Source organism: Caballeronia arationis (genome assembly GCF_001544975.2).
In the GTDB taxonomy this organism is placed as follows: Bacteria; Pseudomonadota; Gammaproteobacteria; order Burkholderiales; family Burkholderiaceae; genus Caballeronia; species Caballeronia arationis.
The window spans coordinates 1-21,287 of sequence record NZ_FCOG02000101.1 but is presented as its reverse complement, the minus strand read 5'-3'; the positions used below and the strand labels follow the sequence as shown (position 1 = coordinate 21,287).

Genomic DNA, 21,287 nt, shown 5'->3' with positions numbered 1-21,287 from the left:
CAATTCAACGCTTAATGGAGGCTAGATAACGCCGAACCCTTGACTGCAAATTCGTCCGTCAAAGCGGGGCAATCTCAGTATCGCATTGTAGTTAGCGGGCTTGAGCTTGGGGCTCGCCGAGGCCCAAATGGTATTTCCCCGGGCGTCCTTGGTCTCCGCGAGATCGGAGTAGTCCCTCAGGAAGCCCGAACCCTCCAGTGGGGCACTTGGCTGAGACGCCATTCCTCCGAGCATCACCGCAACGAGGATGAGACTCACCTTGCCTGCGAACGATCTCTTCATCAAGTACCTTCTCCGCACCGTTAGACTGCAGCCGCATGCGCAGTCTCGCGTTGTTGCCGAACCGACAGGTAGCGCTGGAGGCAGGCGAATAGTACGGCGGCGCATCAAGGTCAGTGCTACACAGTTGGGACGGAGCGTTGCAAGCAAGCTCGAAAAACATTCTGGACTCGCGGAGATTGATCCGCTCGTTGATCCTCTCGAAGCATTCGCAGCAAGGGAGGATCTCGCCCGCTCGGCTCAGCGCTCACTCGACGCTCAATACTACATCTGGCGTAATGACCTGACGGCACGCTGCTGCTGGAAAAGCTCCGCGAAGCAGCGACCATGGGGTGAGGGTGCGCCTGCTGCTCAACGACAACGGCATTCCTTCGACTCCCGATGATACGCTGGCGCCGCTTGATGCTCATTCGAATATCAAGGTGTTGCTGGGCAAGCCGCTTAGAATCCGCACACCTCAGTTCGTTGGCTTCCTGTCTGATTCCGCGCGACTGAATCGTCGCATGCGCAACAGGTCTTTTACTGCTGATGGCATCGCAACGATTATCGGAGGCCGAAATATCGATGATGAATATTTCGGGGTGACTGACGATGTGGCTAGGGGCATCGCGCTAGTTCACTCTGGTTATGCCAGAAGGCGCGTCGAACTCCTGTCGGGCGGTGTCGAACTGTTCTAACTGATGGGCTTTCCTGCCACAACTGCGGGGGGCATCACGCCGCAGATAGCGCAGGCACTGGGGGGAAGAACTGGCAACCGCATCGAAGCCGTATTGCTGTCGTGGACACCGGTCTTTCTCAAGGTGGCAATGTCTTAGACGCTGCCGCTCCCGAGCGCAGTGTGCGTGGCGTCCCATAACCGTAATCAGACGCAGAAGCATCTGCCTTTGCGCTGCTTGATTGCACGCGTCTGATATCGGCCCAATGGTTAGCGGTAAGTAAATTGATGACCAGCGTCTTTTCACAGGGAAACGCCAATTGGCTTCTTGATGCGGATTGACTATAAAAATAAGCATTTGGCGTCACTGCAGCGCGCCAACAGGCCCCCCCGACAAGCTTTACATCGCGCTTTCGTGCTTCGATTTAAATGCCGCGCACAGCGGTTCCACTCCGCTTCGACCACCGTCAAAAGAAGGAGAATAGTCGTGAAGAAATCGATAGCAGGCCAGGTTGGCATCGCTGTCATCGCTGCGATGCTGGGAGGGTGTGCGTCGTCGCCATCACAAACCGATGTGACGCAGGATTCGGGCTTTCTGCGGGACTATTCGAATCTGCCACCAGGGCGAAGCGTTCGGACATGGGTGAGCCCAAAACTTACGCCGGCCAACTATAACGCGATACTTCTCGATCCGCTCGTCTTCTATCCTGAGCCACGGCCTAACCCGCAAGTGAGTGCCGAGACGCTGCAACAAATTCTGGCCTATTCCAACGAAACACTTAAGCGCTCACTGGGCCAGCGATTTAGGGTCGTTGATCGTCCGGGGCCTGGAGTGCTGCGGCTTCGTGCAGCGTTTACAAGCGTCGCGGCGCAAGGCGAAGGCCTCAAGCCCTATCAGTATGTGCCGATGGCCTTCGTCGCCACGATGGCCCTGCGGAGCGCGACCGGCACGCCGCAAGAGGCGTACGTCGTTATCGAAGTCGAGGGAACGGATAGCGTCACTGGCGAATTGCTGGGGCAGAGGGTGCGGGTCGGTACGGGTGAGCGCCTCGCCAAGGTCGCCGATCAAAAGGTGATTACCTTGGACACCATCAAGCCACTGCTAGACGAGCTTGCAAACGGCGCCTTCCCTGAACTATCGCAATACGTGAGACCTAAATGACCGAGGCTGCCCACTGAAACAAAGATCCGCCGAAACGGATACGTGGCTTTTTGTATCTGTCGTGTGACGGTCGCCGGGCCCGGCGACTGCCCAGTTAAAACACGAGCCGCGTTCCAGCGTTCCACGACCTGATAGCGATGCAGCGGTGCAAGGACGAGTGCCCTCAGCAACGACCCTGTGCACGGTGTGCAAAATCGCGTTCTGACCGGCGTGTGGAGGCGTTTGCTGGATGGAACGAGAACGACCAAGTCGGCAGGCGATCTGGTGCGATTCTTCCCAACTGCGATGCGCTGCCCTGTCGGCGGCAGCAGTTTGGCCAGATCGCGCAGACGCAATCGAACGCCAGTCACGTTTGCACGCCGTTGGCAGAATCGAGCGGTGGTTATGCCATGCAACGGCTTGCATTGGCCTGCTCTGGTCTGTGCTCGTCTCGGCGCAGGAGATGGAACCGCGCGCCTACTCGGCGGTGCCGGTGGGAACGAACTTTGTGGTGGCGAGCTACGCTCGATCCACAGGAGGCGTCTCGCTCGATCCCACGCTACCAATCACCGATGTAAACGCCAAAATCAACACGTTTCTGCTCGGCTATTCCCACAGCTTCGGCATCGGTGGTCACGCCGCCAGCATCGCCGCGGCCCTACCTTATAGCAACGCTGACATAACTGGAAATATCCAAGGTTTGCCCGGGACCGCGTGGCGATCGGGGCTGGGCGACTCGACTTTCAGGGTTGTGGTGAATCTGTTAGGTGGTCCCGCGCTTACGCCGGAAGAATTCGCGCGGCGTCCGCCGACCACAACGCTGGGTGCGAGTCTGACCGTTACTACACCGACAGGTCAGTACGTGCCGTCCCGGGTGATCAACGTAGGATCGAATCGTTGGTCGTTTAAACCGGAACTAGGCGTCTCTCACCCATTCGGCGACTGGTTCGTGGAAGGTTCGGCCGGCGTCTGGTTATTCACCGACAACGATGATTTTTTTCGGGGCCATCAACGCAGCCAGGCGCCAATGCCCGTGTTTCAGTGGCATGGAGGCTATACATGGCGGCCTGGATTGTGGCTCGCGGCAGACATGACGTACTTGGCGGGCGGCCGGACGAGCGTAAACGGTGTGGAAGATCAGGATATGCAACGAACTGTGCGATACGGCGTCACGTTGTCGGTCCCGCTTGCCGCGCAATGGTCTGCGAAGCTCGCATGGTCCAATGGGCTGATAACGCGCGTTGGCGGCAATTTCCAGACCGTTTCTCTTTCACTGCAATACCGCTGGTTCAATCATTAAGGACGTACGGTTGTCTGGCGCGGTCTCACCGCCGAATATTGCGTCGCCGCTACTGGCATGCAACGCCAAGGAACGGAGTTAAACATGCGCCACTTTTTTATTTTCTTCGTCGTCTTTGTGTGCGCTTCGGGCAGCGTAGTGGTTGGCTTGTATCTGCGTAAGGTGTTGCCCGCACATCACCTTAATGAGGAATCGGCAGGCGTCGTAAGGCTCGCAACCGGCCTGATCGCGACCATGGCCGCGTTAGTACTTGGCCTGCTGATCTCGTCAGCGAAGGGGTCTTTCGATACGGTGAGCACTGAGCTTATCGACACTGCAGCCCATGTCGTTCGCCTCGACCGCGTGCTGGCCAAGTACGGACCGGAAACGAAACCGGTCCGTGATGCGCTGAGGCAAGCGTACGCGTCGACGGTCGCGACACTTGCTTCTGATGATCCGTCCCGACTCGCCAGAATGGACGATCCGGAAAGTGTCCGCCGTGCCGAGGATTTTCAACGGTTGGTAGAGGGGCTGTCGCCACAGGACGCTATACAGCGCGATCTCAAGGCGCGTGCACTTCTGCTTGTTGATGAAGTGTTCGCTACGCGATGGCTGGCGATACTGAAGGAAAAGGTTCCAATTCCCGTGCCTCTTCTCGTCGCCCTGGTGCTGTGGCTAGTCGCTATTTTTGGGACGTTTGGATTGTACGCGCCCCACAACGGCACGACTATCGCAGTCTTGCTCGTGTGTGCGTTGTCAGCATCCGGGGCGATATTCTTGATCCTTGAACTGAACTCGCCGCTCGACGGGGTCGTTCGGGTTTCACTGGTCCCGCTGCGCGAAGCACTCGCTGTTCTCGGAAAGTAACAATGCCAATCGCACAGATCGGGCTCGGAAATGTACGGATCCGATCGGCATAACCGCGCGTTGTCTTTAAGTGGCACGATCCGTCGCGGGGGGCGGCTCTGAAGGCGTATCGGATCCCAGAATCGATCCCATGTGGGCGTGTTCACATTGGTGGCATTTGACCATATACTTGACTCTTGGCGAGGGTGCCAACCAGACGATTCGTCGGAAGTGATAATGCCTAGGCACGACCCGGTGCTTCACCGTAGCCGGAAAGTCCCCATGACACCGGGGCGCAGGCGGCTTCTCACCATTGGGGTGATGCTGCTGCTAGCCGCGCTAGGCTGGGCGCTGACCACAGTACTCGAGCCAGCCATCCAGCGCACGATCATCATCACAACCGGGGCGGACAACGGTATCTATCGTGGGTTTGCCGATCGCTATGCCCCCGTCCTGAAGCGCGACGGCATAAAGCTTGATATCCGCAGATCTTCCGGTTCGGTTGAAAATTATGAGCGACTGAAGAATCCGGACAGCGAATATGTAGTGGGCTTTATACAGTCGGGTACCACCAGTCCGAAAGAAACCGACCATCTGCAGACCATCGCTGCCGTTTCCTATGAGCCGATCTGGGTGTTCTATCGGGGCGATGCCACGGTCAACCGGCTGGCAGAACTGCGCGGCAAACGGATTTCCATTGGCGTTCCCGGCAGCGGCTTGCTCAACGTCTCGCAGGTGTTGCTCTCCTATAGCGGGGTCACCGGCGACAACACCACGCTGCTGCAAATGGATGCGGCCCGGGCCTATCAAGGTCTCGAAAACGGTCAACTGGATGCGGCTTTCTTTATTGGCCGACCCGATGCGCCGATGCAAAATACGCTGCTCAACAGCGATCTCAAGCTGATGAGTTTTGCGCAGGCCGATGCGCTGGTGCAAAAATTCCCGTCCCTCTCCAAGATTATCTTCCCGCGCGCATTGACCAGTATCGTCAATGATCGTCCTCAGGCTGATGTCACGCTCCTCGCCGCGACCGCTCTGCTGGTGTCCAAAGACACCCTGCACCCAGCCTTGGTCTACCTGCTATTGGACGCGGCCAAGACCGTCCACGGCGGCGAAGATTACTTCACGCCGATCGGTACCTTTCCCAACCTAAGTAACGACGAATTTCCCATCTCTGACGACAGCACGCGTTACTTCAAATCCGGCCGCCCTTTCCTGCAGCGCTACCTTCCATTCTGGCTGGCCAGCTTTGTCGAAAGACGACTGCTGATTCTGCTGCCCTTTATGGCCTTACTGCTAGGTTTGCTTGAGGCGCTGCCGCGCATGGCGGAGGCGCGGATAAAAAACCGGCTCGTGGTCTGGTATCGGGAAATCAAAGCGCTAGAGGATGAAATATGGAGAAATAGGCAGCCGACCCCGGACCAGATTGCACAATGGCGGGATGAGATCGAAAACATTGATGCGCACGCCAGCCAGATACGGATTCCGCAGCGATATCTTCAAGATATTTACGCCCTCAAGCAGGCGATTGGCGTAGTACGGGACCGGATTTTCCAGGTGGCTGGCAAGTGAAGGAATAGCCGGGCTCTCGACGAACTCGGGCCGGTGGCGCTTACGCGACCAGCCTATCCGTGGGTCTGGATCTGATTGGCCGCAAGGGCCTAATTGTCGCCGGCATGAGGGTCCACGCTATGGGTCTCTTTCTGACCGCGGCGCGGAAGACAAGGGCGCGCGCAGTCCCTGCTCTCAGCAGAGAAGCAAACCCTGACGGCGCCTACTGGACGTAAGGCGCACGAAGCCATCGTTACGACGGCTGCTCTAATCGGCAAATCGTTTCGCGCATAGAGCCGTACTGAAACCGAGTAGTAGCGTAAGCGGCTCAGGAGGGCCGTTCTGGCGTACCGATAGAGGTTTTGGATAGTTTGGTATCCACCAAATTATGGTGGGAGCCAAAGTGGACAAGACGTGGGACGAGCGCGCCGCAGGCGGCGCATATAAGCGGCCGAATTTTCCAACCGAGTTCAAACGGCAACTGGCTGAACAATCGTTCGAGCCGGGGGCGTCGGTAGCGTTGATCGCGCGCAGTAACGATATTAATGCGAACCTGTTGTTCAAATGGCGGCGGCGTTATCTGGCAGGAGAGTACGGTTTGCCAGCGCTGCCGGAGGGCGCAGCGCCGAAACGCATACAGCAGGCGCCTTCGCTGTTGCCTGTGGATGTCGTCGCTGAGGCCGCCGAACATAGGCCATCAATGACCGTCGATACGGTACAGTCTCCAGCGGATCTTTGTGAGATCGAGTTCGACCGTGCACGCCTAAGAGTTCGCGGCAACGTGTCACCAGATATGCTGCGCCTGCTGATCCGGGAGCTTACCCGATGATCGGCCTGCCGGCTGGCACGCGCATCTGGATCGCTGCAGGTGTCACTGACATGCGCGCCGGATTCCAGGGGCTGGCGGCGAAGGTGCAGACGGCGCTCGAGGAGAATCCGCTGATATGTGACGGGTGCCAATATGTGGCGGCACGTCACTTAGGTATCCAACATATTGCAATAAAATAAGTGTTTCCGAGTTACAGTGTCGTCGTCGTTGCCGCCACATAATATTTGAGTTTTTACTCTCTCCTGACGCCGGGACGTTCCGGCGCATCATGCAAAGGAGAGAATGTCATGCTGGAGCTTTACTTCAAGTATCCAGGCGTCCTGGAACGCCTGCGCAGCGGCGCATTACGTGGCGAGATGGACCGCATTGCCGCCCGTTTCTCGGAGATTGGCTACGCGCGAGCCTCAGCGCGAGTGTACCTCGACCGCATCGCCCGTTTTAGTCAGTTCGCGAGCAAGGCTGGTCTTCGGGATAGTGCGGCGATTGGTCAGGACCTTGTCGAGCGCTATCTGCTTGCAATTGAAGCACCGAGCGTCCGTGTCGGAGCCCAAACTGCGATACGCCATGTGCTTCGACTGATACAGGAACGACTCCCGGTAGCGCGTGAGCACAGGACCCCGGATCCCGACTGGCAACTGCTAGCCGCCTACGACGAGCACTTGTGCAAGGTTCGCGGGCTGCAGCCCAGAACTCGCCAAGGAAGGATACTGGCCGCGCGCCGCATGCTCGGATGGTACAAGGAGCATGTTCCTGGTCGATCACTGTCCGCAATGACGGGTGAGAATGTGTTGGCCCTCGTCAGTCACCTTCTGTCGCTAAGCGTCAACGACTACACGAGATCGGCTACCGTCTCGCATGTTCGTTCGTTCCTCCGGTTCTTGCGTTGGGCCGGCCTCATTGAGGAGGAACTCGCCCGACTCGTGCCACGGGTGCCATGTTGGCGGATGGCACATTTGCCGCCCCGACTGGCGTGGGAGGAGGTCAGGCGAGTAGTCGATGCAATTGACGTCACGGATCCTTCTGGTGTGCGCGACCGCGCCGTGCTGCTATTGCTCGCGACGACAGGGATGCGTAGTCGGGAACTGCGATTGCTTGAGCTTCAGGACATTCGCTGGCGAGCCGGCGAAGTGGTCGTACGCGGCACCAAGGCGCGGCGGGACCGCGTCGTTCCGCTACTGGAGGAGGTGGGCGACGCGCTTGCGGAATACGTGCTTCACGCCAGGCCAAAGACCCAGGCTCCGCAGGTCTTCCTTTGCCACCGGCCACCCGCGCGTCCTCTCCGCAGCAGTTCCACGTTGGCCGCCCTCGTCCGTCGCCGGCTGGAGCGATGCGACCTGCAATTTCCACGAGCCGGTGCCCACCTCCTGCGTCACAGTCTGGCAACCCAGTTGGTCGGACAGAAGCGCCCCATCAAGGAGGTCGCCGACCTGCTGGGCCATCGGAACATCGACACGACGGCAATCTACGTGAAAGTCGCGCTGCCGCAGCTAGCTACCGTTCCACTTCCATATCCAGGGAGTAAGTCATGAACGACTTCCCGCAAATGCTCGCCTCCAAACTGGAGGACTACATCGAGCTTCGCCGGTCTTTGGGCTACGCATTCCGCAAGCAGGCAGCAACGTTGCGCGTCTTCCTGCGATACGTCGAAGACAGTGAAACTATGGGTCCGTTGACGCAGGACATGGCGATCGCATTCGCTCTGTCGGCCGACGGGTCTGGCAACTGCCGCGCCCGTCGTTATGCAGTTCTTCGGCGCTTTGCCGAGTACCTCTCCGTATACGACACCCGTACGGAGACCCTCGATCCGCATGTATTGCCACGGTCTCGCGCAGTCACACCACCGCGAATCCTCAATGACGTGGAACTGGCAGCGCTCATGACGGAATCTCGGCATGTTTCTCCACACAGCGAGCAGCGAGGGCAGACCCTGGAGACGTTGGTAGGCCTGTTGGCCAGTACCGGCCTGCGCTCTGGCGAAGCGCTGCGCCTCGATCGAGCTGACGTGGATCTGGTCGAAGGCGTTCTCCAGGTACGCAGAACCAAGTTCCGGAAGGACCGCCTTGTTCCGGTCCACGCCACGACACTTAACGCGCTACGCGCCTACGCTCTCGTTAGGGATAGCGCGTTTCCGATATCACGGTGTCAGGCCTTCTTCGTCAGCCTTCGCGGCAGCAGACTGTCCAGTGCGGCGCTGTACACCGCCTTCCACAAGGCCTGTGCGCTCGCAGGACTCGAGGGGAACTCTGCGAGGGCTATGAGACCACACGATCTGCGGCATCGATTCGTCGTCGCTCGTTTGGCAGCGTGGCACCGAGAGAACCTCGATGTTCAAGCGCTTCTGCCTCTGCTCGCGACCTACCTGGGTCATGTCCGCTATAGCGATACCGCGTACTACGTCACTGGAACGGCAGAGTTGCTCGGCCTCGTGGCGCAACGTGCTTTCGGCGAGGGAGGTGTGTCATGAGCAATCCCGCTTCACTTGCGCGACTACTCGAGTCCTTCTTCCTTCATCGCCTTCCCAGTCAGAGGAACGCCAGCGCGTCGACTATCGCCAGCTACCGCGACGCTCTACGCCTTCTCATCCTGTTCGCTTGCAAACGCACTGGACGCAAGCCGTATCAGCTAACCCTGTCGGATCTCAATCGCGACATCGTCCTCGACTTCCTCGATCATCTCGAGCAAGAGCGCGGTAACTGCGTCCAGACGCGCAACGTGCGCCTGACCGCGGCTCCGATCATTCTTCCATCACGTAGCAGTGAACGATCCAGCGTCGATTGGCCTAGCGCAACGGGTGCTCGCCATCCCAATCAAACGATCGGACACGGGTGTGGCCTGTTATCTGTCGCGACGCGAACTTGCCGCTCTCATCGATGCGCCGGATCAACAGACACCGCGCGGTCGACGTGATCGCGCTTTGCTGCTCTTCCTTGCTCGTACCGGAGCGCGTGTCTCGGAGGCCCTCGACGTCGACGCTTCTGACCTGCAGCTCGATCGTCCACGACAGGTTCTTCTGCGGGGCAAAGGGCGCAAGCAGCGAATGGTGCCGTTGGCGGACGACCTCACCAAAGCGCTTGAGGCGCTTCTGCGCGAACGAGGGATTGGCCGCCATGACAGCGTTCCACTATTCGTGGGCACCCAAGGAGAGCGACTCACGCGCTTCGGCGCAACGCACGTCGTGCGGCGGGCAATGGCCATCGCTTCCGAGAGGCTGCCCGAACTTGCCCGCAAACACGCGTCGCCCCACGTCCTAAGACACTCCCTGGCAATGAGCCTTCTGCAGTCTGGCGTGGACCTTCCGACCATTCAGGCCTGGCTGGGACATGCGCAAGTCACAACGACACATCGTTACGCCGCTGCAGACGTGGAGATGATGCGTCGAGGTTTAGAGCAGAGCGGAGTGTCAGGCAAACGAGGGCCGCGTTACAAACCGACGGACGAAGTGTTACGCTTGCTCGAACGGATCTGAATCCTATGTGGCGGCGATCGCGAACGATTCGGCGCCAAGCCAGGCGTGCACCTCATGCGCGAACCCAGCCGCCACATATTGGCACCCGTCACATATGAGCGGATTCTCTTCGAGTGCCGATTGCACCTTCGCGGCAAGAGCCGGGAAACCACTACGCATGTCGGTGACGCCTGCGGCGATCCAGATGCGAGTGCCAGCCGGCAGGCCGATCATCGGGACAGCTCCCGAATCAGCAGCCGCAGCATATCCGGCGACACGTTACCGCGAATGCGCAAGCGTGCACGGTCAAATTCAATCTCGCAGGCGTCCTCCGACACAGCCTCGCGGACCGGCATCGAGGCCTCGGCTTCCGGGACAATGCTGACTGGAAGTAACGATGCAACGTCACCATCGGGTTCCTGTCTGGCAGGTCCCGGACGCGGCGCCCCAAATGCACCCTGAAGATACTGGCGACGCCATCTGAACAGCAGGTTGGTGTTTATGTCGTTGCGACGCGCGACCAGCGATACAGACGCCCCGGGCTCGAACGTCTGTTCGACCGGCTGTCGTTTGAATTCGCGCGCAAAGTTGGGGCGCTTGCCCGGTGCCTCGCACTTCCTATCCACAATCTCGGCCACTTTGGTTCCCATCAAAACATTTGATGGGAACCAAATTACCCCCGTTCACTGCTGCCCGGAGAACGGCCGACGTGAGACGCATACGCGTCGAGCAGGACAACAGTTGCTCGATACGTTCGACGGAAGCCCTTAGTGAGTATTTTTGCGACGGCGACGGCGACGGCGACGGCGACGGCGACGGTGGCGATTGTGCGCGGGCGGCTTATCGCGCTTGACTTAACGCCGTCGTCGTGTCAACCCCGACAGCCAGACGGACATACCGCATCTCTCGGAAACGCGGACAGAAACGGCGTCTGATCCGTTGGTATTTGAGGCCCGAATCCCTTCGCGGCGAGCGTTCACGCCGGGCGGCTACTCGTTGTTGCGAAACGCGTCCGCCCGTCGGCCACGGAATATTGGCAAACGCCAGCCGAGATAGAGCGATGCGAGGCGAACAGTGACGCATAGCACCGTGGCGAACCACGGCGTCCACCATGCGGTTAGCCCGGCGTAGGAAGCCCCTACCTGCACCGCAGCGCCCAAAAGCGCCGCGGAAGCATAGATCTCCCGCTCCAAGATGGCGGGCACGCGCGATAGAACGACGTCGCGCATCACGCCGCCGCCGACCGCACTCACGATGCCCAGCAGAACCGCGAGTTCGGCGTTATGGCTATAGGTCAACGCTTTCTGCGCCCCCGAAACGGAAAATATCCCGAGCCCAATGGCATCAAAGAACAACACAGGGTGACGAAAGCGGCGTACGGATGGGTATGCGAGAACCGCGATCGCAGACGCTAGCAATGAGCTGGCGAGATAGCGCCAGTTCGAGAGCCCCGCGGGCGGGATCGCTCCGATGCATATGTCACGCACGATGCCACCGCCGCACGCGACCATGAAAGCAACCGACGCGATGCCGAACAGATCGAGCCGCCTTTGACGGGCGGCCACGGCTCCGCTGATGGCGAAAGCGAATGTCCCGGTCAGATCGAGGACGGAATAGACCGCGTGAGCATTCACGTTGATGCGCGTTCCTCACCAAGCCAGGCGCCGGCGGCGCAAAGCATCGTTTCGAGGCCTGTGCGCAAGGTCGGGGCGAGGACCGGAGCAAACTTCGGCGAATGATTGCTCGGAATTTCGTTGACCTTCTTTTCCGCTAACGCTTTCCTAAACGCTTCAGGATCCGTACCGCCGACAAACCAAAACGCATAGGGCACCCCCCATTCGCGACCGAACACACTGAAGTCCTCGCTCGCCGCTGCTGGCTCGGTTTCGTAGGCGCGCTCGCCGAAGTGCGCGGCAAATGCGGCGCGCACGCGCTCAGTCGTGGCCGCGTCGTTGATCGTGAGCGGGTAGCTCGAAAGCGTCGTGAATTCAGGCTCGCGCGGCGCGTTTGAGGCGGTACATTCCGCACAGCAGATGCGGCGAATCGCGCCCAGCATGTACTCACGCACGTCTTCATCGAAGGTCCGCATGTTGAGCTTCAGCGTGGCGTCGTCGGGGATAATGTTTTCTTTCGTACCCGCCTGTAACGCGCCGATGGTCAGCACGGCACTGTCACGCGGGGAGATTTCACGCGATACGATCGTTTGCAGACGCAGCGTTGTGGATGCTGCCATGATGACCGGATCGATCGACGTCTGCGGCTGCGAACCATGCGAGCCGCGGCCAAAGAGTTTTACCTTGAGGCTGTCACCTGCGGAAAGAATCGTGCCGCTTCGGTAACCGACGGTGCCCGCCTCGCCCACCATCACGTGCTGGCCGAGAATCACATCAGGCTTCGGGAAACGCTTGGTCATGCCATCGTCCATCATGCTGCTCGCGCCGCGCGCCACTTCTTCGCCGGGCTGAAACACTGCCATCAGCGTGCCGTGCCATACATCGCGATGCTCGGCCATCAGGCGCGCTACGCCCAGCAGCCACGTCACATGCATATCGTGACCGCACGAGTGAGCGACGCCCACCTCGATGCCGTCCTCATCCTTCGCCTTCTCCGTGCTCGCGTAGGGCAGGCCCGTCGTTTCGGTCATTGGGAGCGCGTCCATGTCGGCGCGCAGCATCACCGTCGGTCCGTCGCCGTTCTGCAGGACCGCGACCACGCCTGTCACGCCAACTTCGCGGCTCACCGTGTAGCCGAGTTTCTCCACGTAATCCGCGACAATCCGCGCGGTACGAGCCTCCTGCATCGATAGTTCCGGATGCTGATGCAAATCTTTGTAGACCCCTTCCAGTTCAGGTAACAGCGCGTCGATGACGCTCGACATCGTTTCAATCAATATGGACATGTTCGACTCCCTGGGACATCAGAGCATGCGGTGCGACAAGCGTACCGTTGATGAGGTTTAAACCCTGACATTTGCCGTTGGAATTCCCATCAAATCCCCTACGGCGCCGAAACGGAATAGTGATACAACAGAACCATAGTCTCGGTAACGATAGCCCGTCACGGATTTTGTTTGTGATGCGAGCGATACTTTCGCAAGCACGGCGGCCTGCCGATGCGTTGCTTGCGCGCGTGATGGAACCGTTCGAGTGCTGCTATTGCCGAGGCCTGGTCCTCCGCCGTACGAAGTTATACTGGTTCAGCATTGGCACACCGGTCCGGCGCCCAGACCTGTGAAGCCCAGAATGAAGTTCTTCAGAAAACTAAATGCTGCCCGTCGTTGGATGTCGGCTGCACGCCTGGGAAAATCTGCCGATTGCTGCCCGCTGGCCGGGCTAGGATCAGAAGCCTGGACGGGCAGGTCAGCTATGTCCGATGATCCGGCAGTCGCGACAAGCTCGGGAAAGACGATGGAGCCGCCAACGTTCCCGGATACTTTCATCGCAGGGATCATAAAAGCGCCTGCTGGGCTATTAAGTAAGAAGGGCTTGTCGGGAAGGGTTAAACGCTCGCTGACAACTTCGTCCGCAATGGATTTGATATCGTCGGCCAGCTTGAGCATGTTGGCTTCTTCGGCCTTTGCTGCGCGTCAAACAAGATGAGAGCACGTGTTGCCTCACGGGAAGATGTTACTCCAGCCTAATTGTCGTTTTCCGATTGTTTTGCGTTGAAGGCTGGCGCCGCTACGCGGCGTCAGCCTTCAACGCATCGGCGCCGCCCAGTATCCGGGTCACCAGTTCACGTGCACGGTTCGATCTCCATGCTTTCACGCGGCGCTGCAGGGTGCGTAACTGGGCACTGGAATACATCGCGGGTGCCAGCGCGACGAGGCGCTCGTGCAGTTTCCTTGCTGTAATTGCCGGGCTCGGATTCGAGCCATTGCTGGATCGTCGGCCACGTGTGCTCGAACGGATCTTGCCGGCTGCGCCACGTGCGGGGCACGCTGACCTTTCGCTGGTGGGTTGGTCTCACCTCGCCGTCCTGCCACGCTGTTCCGAGGCTGACCAGGAGTTCCGCCAGGGCAACGCGGTCAGGTATCTCTGTCTCGGCCGGTGGGGTGCCGCATTCACTGCAGGTCGCAACGTGCCGCTGTGCTTCACGCATCCGGGACAACAGATCCAGCGGGTCGAGCGCCCTGAATCGAGTTCGGAGTTTGCGTTTGGTTGCCTCCGGCACTGAGGCCGATCGCAGGACGCGCTCGAGCGGCGTCAAGGGTGATTCATAGTGCTTCGTCACCTTCGCGCCGTGACGTGTCTTAGATCTCAGCTTGAACGACGGTTGGAAGAAGTTGATGTAGAGCCGCGAAACCTGGTAAAGGGAGGCAAGGATTTCCGTGGCCTCCAGACCTTGCAGCCTCCCGTAGCCGACCAGGCGGCGAACGATAGCGCCATTCTTCTGCTCCACCCACGCCTGGTCGTTCTTCTTGTAGGCACGCGACCGCGTAAGCTCGATACCCGTCGCTTTGCAGAAGCCAAACACCGTCTCGTTCATGAAGGCGGTATCGTTGTCGCAATCCAGACCGCGCAGGGGAAACGGCAACGCACGGCGGACCTGCTCGATATGCTCCAGAACGAATGCGCCGCTGCGAAACGGCATGGCCAGGCATTCGGTCCATCCCGTCGCGATATCAGTCATCACAAGCGTGTGCACGAGCTCGCTGTCGACCTTGCCGCCACCACAGTGCTGCACGAAATCGATCTCGAAATAACCGGGGAGCGGATCGTTCCAGTCCGAGAAGGTCCGGATCGGCACGGCACGGCGAATAGCACTGCCGACTCCGCTGGCGCGTCGGTGTTGGCCACCGAAAGCCTGCTCGCGCACGTCGTGCAGCAGTCGGTCAATGGTGGCGGCGCTGATCTGCTTGAGCCGCTGGTGCAGGCCCTTCGATAGTGATAGGTGACCATGCCTTGTCATCGACTCGATCAGCGTCGGGATCAGCGCTTTCAGCCGCTTGCCGCAGATCCGGTCAGCGGCCTCCCAAAGGGTGATCAGCGCGGCGAGCACCTCATCGTCATAGCGTCTCTGCGGGCCGGGCTTTACCTTCGGCGGCCGCAACTCCCGGCACAGCACACGGATCGCGGGCTTCCGATGGTAACCCGTCAACTCAACGAATTCGTCCAGTATCTGGCGTTTCTCATTCTGGCCAGAGCGGCGATACCGCTCGCCGACTGCTTCAGTCAATTCCTGTCGTGTTGTCATGCTGAGCCGCCTCGTCATAAGTCGCTCCCGCCTGCATTCTGACGGGTAGCAAATTACATGAGGCAACGACCCCGGCTTGGTAACAAATAACCTGAGTCAATGCGCTCTCTCATCCAGATTGTCGCGCCACAGGCCTTTACGCTTGCAAGCGCAAGGTCGCCGCTGAATCCAAAGATCAAGTTCTGCAGGTCTTTCCAAGGACTTACTGACAAGGTTGCCCAGTTTCTCCAAATGGGCGCGACCAGCAGCATCCGAATCGGTGGGCGCGCCATTGGCTGGATTTGTGCCGCGAGGTTCGGTGTTTGACATGACGGGCGTCCGATTGGACGCATGCAAGAATGTGGCTCCTGCATTCCCATACGATTGCGCTGATAGCCGAGGTACCGGTTCGGCCCGCGCCGTACGGCCATCAGTGCGGCGGCCTCGCTAAGGGGACCGACGCGGTCGCGGCGCTCCCGCCGGGACAAAAAACTCGCCGTCCACGGGCGGGCAGGCAGGGTGATCTACCACACGCCGCGCTCATGGCGCAAACCCAGTTTAGTCGACGGACGACAAATAGCAAAAGAAGAGGCCTGCAGGGGAAGAGGCGGGACGGCCCGTCGTGGCCGGGCTAAACTCAACACTCCCGAGAGAAAAACGAGCGCCAAGAATTCACATTCGCCGCTGCGTCGGTAACGGAGCGAACAACACAAACGAGTTGCCGCTCTGACCACTCCCGCAGAAAGAAAAAAGCCCGCGCACGGGGCCTGAGGCGGGCTACTTCCGCGTTCGAACGAGACAGGAAAGAACGTGGAGGAGACACGTCGTTGCGTGCGCAAAAAAATGAAAATCAGCTAAATGGTACCCTTAGTCCTGCTGCACGGGGCGGGGGGAATTTACGCGGCCATAAGAGTCCGGGTTCACGGCTTCAAGGTCGCCCACGCTGTTTTGTGTTCTGCTCGTGGACTACTTTCGCTAAACAGTTTTCTCGTTGTTGGCTCCGTCACTCCGCGCGGCCCCTCGGCCATGGCCAGGACCTGGAGTCGCTCTTTATTCATGTCGCACTGGTCAACCTCGGCCGCTGCCGTCAATTGGCGCGGACACTCGTAACTCTCGGGTCATACCCAAACTGAACGACCGCAAAGGCCGAGGGCTCGCCGGCCACGGCGAATGACCGGCGCACTTCGAAACGCGACGCTGGCCGTGACCTGACGACTGGCGGGGCGGGGTCGCGTGGTGCCGGTCGCGGCCGTGCGAGTATCGCGCGTAGTCGATGCCCTTTGCACGAGGGCCGTATTCGGACACGAGGCAGATTGATCCGACCCGCGCCCGTCGAGACGTATGGGCAAGGATGCATGTACTGAGCGTGCTGGAACCCGGTCTAAATGGCCTCATTGTGTGGTGGCGAGCCTTTCACCCTCTCGAACGTCAAGATACCTATACCCTCGCGCCCGTCCACGGGACTTTTGTTTGGTTCGGTCTTGATCGAAAGCGTGTCGCCATCGTGAGCCCTCCGACGAAGACCGAATTAAGCTCCGATGCGCGCTGCGGGGACGGTCCAGCGCGATCGGCTGATATTCCAGAATCTTGTCCATAAGATCAGTGACTTACGGAGAAAATTCGAAGTCTAGGACGCGAATTGACGAATTTAATGCGGACTTATGCGAATTGACGACTTTATTTCGTTCGGACTGGAATTGAAGTCGTCAATTCCCAGCCGTAGATCCCGCTGGCGCCTCGATTGCGGATTGACAGTTTTATTGCGTTCTACGCAACGCGTGACCGGAATCCTTACCCGTCAGTCCTAAGGCAGCAAAGCGCTCATGGACTTGCTTCTGTGCTGCGCGCGTAGTCGTGGCGTTGACGTAGACCGCATTAAATTTGTCACCGTTGCGACAGTAATTCTGTCAACTCGCGACGACGCGGCGTTCGCGTAATGGTCCAGCCTTGCTGGACTAGCGTTCGGACGACGGGAATTAAATTTGGCACCGGCCTCATGAAACGGGCGGCCTTTCACGTGCGGAATTTCGACGTTCGACGACGGGCCAGCATCGGCTGCTCGGTTGTGGGGCAGCAGCCGGCCATCTCTGGCCGTTCGTCCGGTCGCTGGTCCGACAGGTTGAACGTCGGCTCCTGCAAAATAGCTGCCAGTCAAGCGTGAACCACGGTTCGTCACGACATCGGCCAAGACGGACCGTCGTGTCGACGATGCTTTGAGCGAATTCGGATGTTGGTTTTCGCGATGCGCGACCGACATCGGTATCGAATGGATTTGAGACGCCAGACAAATCTTCCCTAGCGCCCGACGACCAACGATGCATGCATGCCCATTGAATAGTGACCTGGCAAATTGCAGATCAGCACGTACCGGGCCGGTCAGCCCGGTGGCAGTTCAGTTCGCCCACTATCACGACGGCGAGGCGAACTCGAGCTTGCTGCCGTTACGCAGGAGATCGGCCGCCTGCGCCGCCATCAATTGCACGATTGATTCAGCACTCGGGCGGTCTTTTAAAAGACCCACTGCCTCTCCGCAGACGACTGCAACCGTATCCAGGTCGTTCTGCGCGTGCCTGGGCGTATTTCTCAGATAGCGTACCAAAGACACGGAATGCCTCGGCTTCCCGGTCAGCCCATTCGTCGGCCAGCTTATTCCTTAGGAAGCGAAGTGAGTATTCTTTCGCCCACGGAAACCCTCGCAGCGCATCGAGCACGTTCGTCCGAATGGTCGAATCGCCGGTCAGACCGATGGCCTTGTCAGTGTGCGCCTTTGGGGTGAGCGCTTCGGCCGATGCCCACAGACGTGTCCCCACTACCACCGCGTCCGCACCAAGCATCAGGGCTGCTGCCAATCCTCTCCCGTCCGCTATGCCCCGGCGGCAACCAGCAAAGTTCTGGGCGAGTGTATTTTCAAGTAGTCGGCAGCTTCCGGCACAAACGGAAACGTTGAACGGTTTCCTCCGTGCCCCCCTGCCTCGGTGCCCTGTACTACGATCGCTGCGGCGCCAGCTTCCAGTGCCACGTCGATCTGCGACAGGAACTGCACCTGGCAGATGAGCGCGGCACCCGCGTCGCGGATTTCTGCTGCAAACGGTCGAGGGTCGCCAAATGAAAGGAACACGCATGACGGCGAATGTCGCAACGCTTTGGTGAGCATCTCCGGTACGCGTGCGAGAGCCCAGGTGATAAATCCAACGCCGAATTTGCCTGATTTCGCTCGAGAAAGTTCACTTTCTAAATCAGGTTCCCCACCCAGCGTCCCTGCATAACCCCCGCCAACAATCCCCAGTCCTCCGGCGCGACACACCGCAGCCGCGAGCGCCCCGCCAGTGACGAATGCCATTGGCGCGCAAACAATCGGATGCTTGATGCCAAAGCGCTCCGTGAAACGTGTGCTAATCATCATGTCCTCCGGCCGAACCCCTTGGTTGCGACCTTACTATTCGGATCTCGAACGCGACCGAAATAAGTCCCGGTTTGCTCTAGGAGTCTAGTTCACGGCCCGGTTGTTGGTAGCCATGTGTTTGACGCCAAGCGCCGAGCGCTGTCGATACGTTGTTGTCGACGAAAGACTTCAAAGCACGTTCAGGATGATTTCGCTGCGATCTTCCTCCACTGTGTCGGCCTCACCTGGAATCGAGAGTCCGCCCGGCACCATTGGTGGTTATGGTGTGAGTAGCGAACGCAGGCACACAGTTCGCCCTGTGATCAGTCAGCTTCACGTGTATGAGCGGACGAGTTCGTGGGCACCTAGAATACTCACGTATCGGTTTGAGATGTGCCGGCCAAGAGCATCACAGCGCCGGCCAGGGGAGTGGGAGCGATGGCCGTACCAGAGTTGATTAGGTCCGCGATAGAGGCCCACGGCGGCCAGGCACGCTGGGATCAAGTGGGTTCCCTCGAGGCCACCCTCTCAGCCAGAGGCTTTCTGTTCGCCGCCAAGCACCGGCCGGCGTTGCGCCGCGTGCGGGTGCGTGCATCCGCGCGCGAGGTTCGCTTCGTGTTCTATGACTTCCCGCGGGTCGGCGAAACCAGCGAACTGGTTGGCGATGACGAAGTGCGTGTCGTCGGCCCGGACGGTGCGGTCTTGGCGCGCCGCGAGCGCCCGCGGCTGGCCTTCTCAAGTCCCCGCCGCCAGTTGTACTGGGATCACCTGGACTTTGTGTACTTCGGCGCCTATGCGACGTGGAACTACCTGGTCACCCCGTTTCTCTTCCTCCGAAATGGATTCGCGTTCGAAGCACTGCCACCGCTGCAGACGCCCGCCGGCGAGTGGTCGCGCGTCAGAGTGAACTATCCTGACGATCTGCCGACGCACAGTCGCACACAGGACTTCTACTTCGACGAGCACCACTTGTTGCGGCGCCTCGACTACACCGCCGAGGTCGTCGGCGGTTGGGCTCATGCGGCCCACATGTGCGAGCAGATGCGTGAGTTCGACGGTTTGCAGGTGTCGACCCGCAGGACGGTAAAGCCATTGCCCTTTGGGGTGCGTCCGCTGCCGCTTCTGACACTGGTGGCCATCGAAATACACGATCTCCGGGTCCACCCTGGCCCGTAGGGTCTGCTTTGCATCGCCGAAATCGGCGGACCGGACTATCTATAGTGGGTCGACTTCTGACGGATGAGGTCGAATCGACGGCGGACGACCATATCGATTCTGCGTCAGACCGGGTTCGTTTAGGTTTGTTCGACGCCTGCCCTCGACCATGGAGCTCGTGAGCGAACGACCACGCGTGTGGGCAGGCGTTGAATAAACCTCGAGGGAGGAAACCGCGGGCTGGTCCGATGCGGCCAGCGTCTTCACTATGGCGATTGATCAGTCTGACTGGTCTGTGTTGTGGGTCAACGGCGGGCGATGCGGGCGCCCGAAGAGGCGTTGCTGCGGCAATGGAGACAATGTCGTGTGCGGTTCTGAGTTCGGAATACGGCCGTGGAACAGTGAACGACACCGAAGGCACAACCGTCCCCTTGTCGGTCGCGCTGACGCAAAGCCGACGGTTGAAGTGCAGATCGAAACGGGGTGCTCATCGCTGCGCTGCCTTTGGTGGTGCGCGAATTGGTGCGGTGCGCGTCAGAATATCGATGACGAGCATTGGCGCACCGCAGTGGCGACAGATAAAGATCGGTTGATCGGCGACGACTGCGTCGTGCGACGACGGGCAAAGTTTGCGCGCAACCCCGAGCAGCGTGCGAATCTTCACCAGGTTGGCGCGGCGCACCGGATTGGCGAGTAACCCATAGTGGCGGATTCGATGGAAGCCGGCGGGCAACACATGGAGCAGGAAGCGGCGGATGAACTCGCTGGATTCGAGCGTCATGGCTTTATAGCGAGTACGACCCTTCTGTCGGTAATCTTTCCAACGGAAGCTCACATGCCGTCCGTCGAAGGCGAGCAGGCGCTGGTTGGAGATCGCGACGCGATGGGTATAGCGTGAGAGGTACGCGAGCACCGCCTCAGGGCCCGCAAAGGGACGCTTGGCGTACACGAACCATTCGGAGGCGCGCAGCGGCGCGAGCCACTGTGCGAAAGCCGCTCGGCCAACGAGCTGCGCGTGCTCGCCAAAGAACTGAAGCCGTCCACGCTGATGAGCATCAGTGAGCGCTTCGAGGAAGCGCCTGCGAAACAGGCGCGAGAGCACACGCACGGGCAAGAAGAAGCCAGGCCGACAGGCGATCCAGCGTTCGCCATTGGCTGACAGGCCGCCGCCAGGGACAATGCCGTGCACATGCGGATGATGCGTGAGCGCTGAGCCCCATGTGTGCAGCACGAGCGTGGCGCCAATGTCGGCGCCCAGATGCTTGGGGTCCGCAGCGATGGTGCGTAGCGTCTCGGCCGCGATGTCGAACAGCAGCCCGTAGATGACGCGCTTGTTATACCAGGCGATCGCACTGATCGGTGCGGGAAGCGTGAAGACGACGTGGTAGTACTCGACCGGCAGCAGGTCGGCCTCGCGCGCTTCGAGCCAGCGGCGTGCGGCACTGGCCTGACACTTCGGGCAATGGCGATTCCGACATGAGTTATAGGCGATCTCGGTTCGTGCACAGCCCGAACAGCGCAACACATGTCCACCCAGCGCCGCGCTGCGG

At 59.7% G+C, this 21,287-nt stretch carries 20 protein-coding genes and 2 pseudogenes; 11 read left to right on the top strand and 11 right to left on the bottom strand.

Annotated elements, in window-relative coordinates:
• Positions 1 to 617: 617 nt before the first annotated feature.
• From AWB81_RS32260 to AWB81_RS48895, 10 genes are all read left to right on the top strand, one after another.
• Positions 618 to 956, top strand: a complete 339-nt coding sequence (locus AWB81_RS32260; RefSeq protein ID WP_144444231.1) for a phospholipase D-like domain-containing protein — start codon at positions 618 to 620, stop codon at positions 954 to 956.
• 465 nt (positions 957 to 1,421) lie between these two features.
• Complete coding sequence (locus AWB81_RS32255; protein ID WP_062641212.1) at positions 1,422 to 2,096, top strand: DUF3313 domain-containing protein; 675 nt, start codon at positions 1,422 to 1,424, stop codon at positions 2,094 to 2,096.
• A gap of 442 nt (positions 2,097 to 2,538) precedes the next feature.
• Entirely contained in the window at positions 2,539 to 3,375 is an 837-nt protein-coding gene (locus AWB81_RS32250) for a transporter (protein ID WP_235026013.1), read from the top strand.
• An 84-nt stretch (positions 3,376 to 3,459) separates the two neighbouring features.
• A complete protein-coding gene (locus tag AWB81_RS32245; RefSeq protein WP_062641209.1) occupies positions 3,460 to 4,221 on the top strand; it encodes a bestrophin-like domain in 762 nt (253 codons plus the stop codon).
• A 261-nt stretch (positions 4,222 to 4,482) separates the two neighbouring features.
• The gene (locus tag AWB81_RS32240) at positions 4,483 to 5,772 is read left to right on the top strand and encodes a TAXI family TRAP transporter solute-binding subunit (protein WP_062641208.1); all 1,290 of its coding nucleotides are present in this window, start codon (positions 4,483 to 4,485) and stop codon (positions 5,770 to 5,772) included.
• Positions 5,773 to 6,154: 382 nt separating this feature from the next.
• On the top strand, positions 6,155 to 6,580 hold the full coding sequence (tnpA, locus tag AWB81_RS32235) for an IS66-like element accessory protein TnpA (protein WP_235026012.1): 426 nt from the start codon (positions 6,155 to 6,157) through the stop codon (positions 6,578 to 6,580).
• Positions 6,577 to 6,759, top strand: coding sequence for an IS66 family insertion sequence element accessory protein TnpB (gene tnpB / locus AWB81_RS48900; protein WP_096032074.1), 183 nt, complete (start codon positions 6,577 to 6,579; stop codon positions 6,757 to 6,759). Before tnpA (AWB81_RS32235) ends, tnpB (AWB81_RS48900) begins: the two co-directional genes overlap by 4 nt.
• Before the next feature lie 108 nt (positions 6,760 to 6,867).
• Positions 6,868 to 8,109, top strand: a complete 1,242-nt coding sequence (locus AWB81_RS32225) for a site-specific integrase (protein WP_087135336.1) — start codon at positions 6,868 to 6,870, stop codon at positions 8,107 to 8,109.
• Complete coding sequence (locus AWB81_RS32220) at positions 8,106 to 9,044, top strand: tyrosine-type recombinase/integrase (RefSeq protein WP_062641204.1); 939 nt, start codon at positions 8,106 to 8,108, stop codon at positions 9,042 to 9,044. The genes AWB81_RS32225 and AWB81_RS32220 overlap by 4 nt, the downstream gene beginning before the upstream one ends.
• A gap of 291 nt (positions 9,045 to 9,335) precedes the next feature.
• Entirely contained in the window at positions 9,336 to 10,046 is a 711-nt protein-coding gene (locus tag AWB81_RS48895; RefSeq protein WP_096032073.1) for a tyrosine-type recombinase/integrase, read from the top strand.
• 3 nt (positions 10,047 to 10,049) lie between these two features.
• Here AWB81_RS48895 and tnpB (AWB81_RS48890) read toward each other — a convergent pair whose 3' ends face one another.
• The 10 genes and pseudogenes from tnpB (AWB81_RS48890) to AWB81_RS48395 all read right to left on the bottom strand — a co-directional run.
• Positions 10,050 to 10,259, bottom strand: coding sequence for an IS66 family insertion sequence element accessory protein TnpB (tnpB, locus tag AWB81_RS48890; RefSeq protein WP_144444229.1), 210 nt, complete (start codon positions 10,257 to 10,259; stop codon positions 10,050 to 10,052).
• Entirely contained in the window at positions 10,256 to 10,675 is a 420-nt protein-coding gene (gene tnpA / locus AWB81_RS32200; protein ID WP_062641200.1) for an IS66-like element accessory protein TnpA, read from the bottom strand. Before tnpA (AWB81_RS32200) ends, tnpB (AWB81_RS48890) begins: the two co-directional genes overlap by 4 nt.
• A 339-nt stretch (positions 10,676 to 11,014) precedes the next feature.
• On the bottom strand, positions 11,015 to 11,659 hold the full coding sequence (locus tag AWB81_RS32195; protein ID WP_062641198.1) for a trimeric intracellular cation channel family protein: 645 nt from the start codon (positions 11,657 to 11,659) through the stop codon (positions 11,015 to 11,017).
• Positions 11,656 to 12,924 carry a M20 family metallopeptidase gene (locus AWB81_RS32190; protein ID WP_062641196.1) on the bottom strand — a complete coding sequence of 423 codons (1,269 nt, stop codon included), beginning with the start codon at positions 12,922 to 12,924 and terminating at the stop codon, positions 11,656 to 11,658. Before AWB81_RS32190 ends, AWB81_RS32195 begins: the two co-directional genes overlap by 4 nt.
• A gap of 297 nt (positions 12,925 to 13,221) precedes the next feature.
• Complete coding sequence (locus AWB81_RS32185; protein WP_062641193.1) at positions 13,222 to 13,584, bottom strand: hypothetical protein; 363 nt, start codon at positions 13,582 to 13,584, stop codon at positions 13,222 to 13,224.
• A 121-nt stretch (positions 13,585 to 13,705) separates the two neighbouring features.
• Positions 13,706 to 13,831, bottom strand: coding sequence for a hypothetical protein (locus tag AWB81_RS49290; protein ID WP_510183680.1), 126 nt, complete (start codon positions 13,829 to 13,831; stop codon positions 13,706 to 13,708).
• 3,776 nt (positions 13,832 to 17,607) lie between these two features.
• Complete coding sequence (locus tag AWB81_RS47235; protein WP_235026014.1) at positions 17,608 to 17,805, bottom strand: hypothetical protein; 198 nt, start codon at positions 17,803 to 17,805, stop codon at positions 17,608 to 17,610.
• A 181-nt stretch (positions 17,806 to 17,986) separates the two neighbouring features.
• Positions 17,987 to 18,034: pseudogene (locus AWB81_RS48405) on the bottom strand (hypothetical protein); the annotation flags it as partial.
• A 29-nt stretch (positions 18,035 to 18,063) separates the two neighbouring features.
• Positions 18,064 to 18,453: a nitronate monooxygenase gene (locus AWB81_RS48400; protein ID WP_374730529.1), complete on the bottom strand. Its 390-nt coding sequence runs from the start codon at positions 18,451 to 18,453 to the stop codon at positions 18,064 to 18,066.
• A gap of 15 nt (positions 18,454 to 18,468) precedes the next feature.
• A pseudogene (locus tag AWB81_RS48395) lies at positions 18,469 to 18,609 on the bottom strand (nitronate monooxygenase); the annotation flags it as partial.
• Between the two features lie 411 nt (positions 18,610 to 19,020).
• Here AWB81_RS48395 and AWB81_RS32165 point away from each other — a divergent pair.
• The gene (locus AWB81_RS32165; RefSeq protein WP_144444228.1) at positions 19,021 to 19,758 is read left to right on the top strand and encodes a hypothetical protein; all 738 of its coding nucleotides are present in this window, start codon (positions 19,021 to 19,023) and stop codon (positions 19,756 to 19,758) included.
• 466 nt (positions 19,759 to 20,224) lie between these two features.
• On the opposite strand, the gene AWB81_RS32160 is transcribed toward AWB81_RS32165, so the two are convergent.
• Positions 20,225 to 21,287 (bottom strand): IS91 family transposase (locus AWB81_RS32160; protein ID WP_062641188.1); only part of this gene is annotated, 1,063 nt, incomplete at its 5' end.

Excerpts from the sequence above, each read along its gene's own strand:
- AWB81_RS32190 (WP_062641196.1), bottom strand. The coding sequence starts at position 12,924 with ATGTCCATATTGATTGAAACGATGTCGAGCGTCATCGACGCGCTGTTA.
- AWB81_RS32245 (WP_062641209.1), top strand. The coding sequence starts at position 3,460 with ATGCGCCACTTTTTTATTTTCTTCGTCGTCTTTGTGTGCGCTTCGGGC.
- AWB81_RS32240 (WP_062641208.1), top strand. The coding sequence starts at position 4,483 with ATGACACCGGGGCGCAGGCGGCTTCTCACCATTGGGGTGATGCTGCTG.
- AWB81_RS32185 (WP_062641193.1), bottom strand. The coding sequence starts at position 13,584 with ATGCTCAAGCTGGCCGACGATATCAAATCCATTGCGGACGAAGTTGTC.
- tnpB (WP_096032074.1), top strand. The coding sequence starts at position 6,577 with ATGATCGGCCTGCCGGCTGGCACGCGCATCTGGATCGCTGCAGGTGTC.
- tnpA (WP_062641200.1), bottom strand. The coding sequence starts at position 10,675 with ATGGGAACCAAAGTGGCCGAGATTGTGGATAGGAAGTGCGAGGCACCG.
- AWB81_RS32225 (WP_087135336.1), top strand. The coding sequence starts at position 6,868 with ATGCTGGAGCTTTACTTCAAGTATCCAGGCGTCCTGGAACGCCTGCGC.
- AWB81_RS32250 (WP_235026013.1), top strand. The coding sequence starts at position 2,539 with ATGGAACCGCGCGCCTACTCGGCGGTGCCGGTGGGAACGAACTTTGTG.
- AWB81_RS32165 (WP_144444228.1), top strand. The coding sequence starts at position 19,021 with ATGGCCGTACCAGAGTTGATTAGGTCCGCGATAGAGGCCCACGGCGGC.
- AWB81_RS49290 (WP_510183680.1), bottom strand. The coding sequence starts at position 13,831 with ATGTATTCCAGTGCCCAGTTACGCACCCTGCAGCGCCGCGTGAAAGCA.
- tnpB (WP_144444229.1), bottom strand. The coding sequence starts at position 10,259 with ATGATCGGCCTGCCGGCTGGCACTCGCATCTGGATCGCCGCAGGCGTC.
- AWB81_RS32220 (WP_062641204.1), top strand. The coding sequence starts at position 8,106 with ATGAACGACTTCCCGCAAATGCTCGCCTCCAAACTGGAGGACTACATC.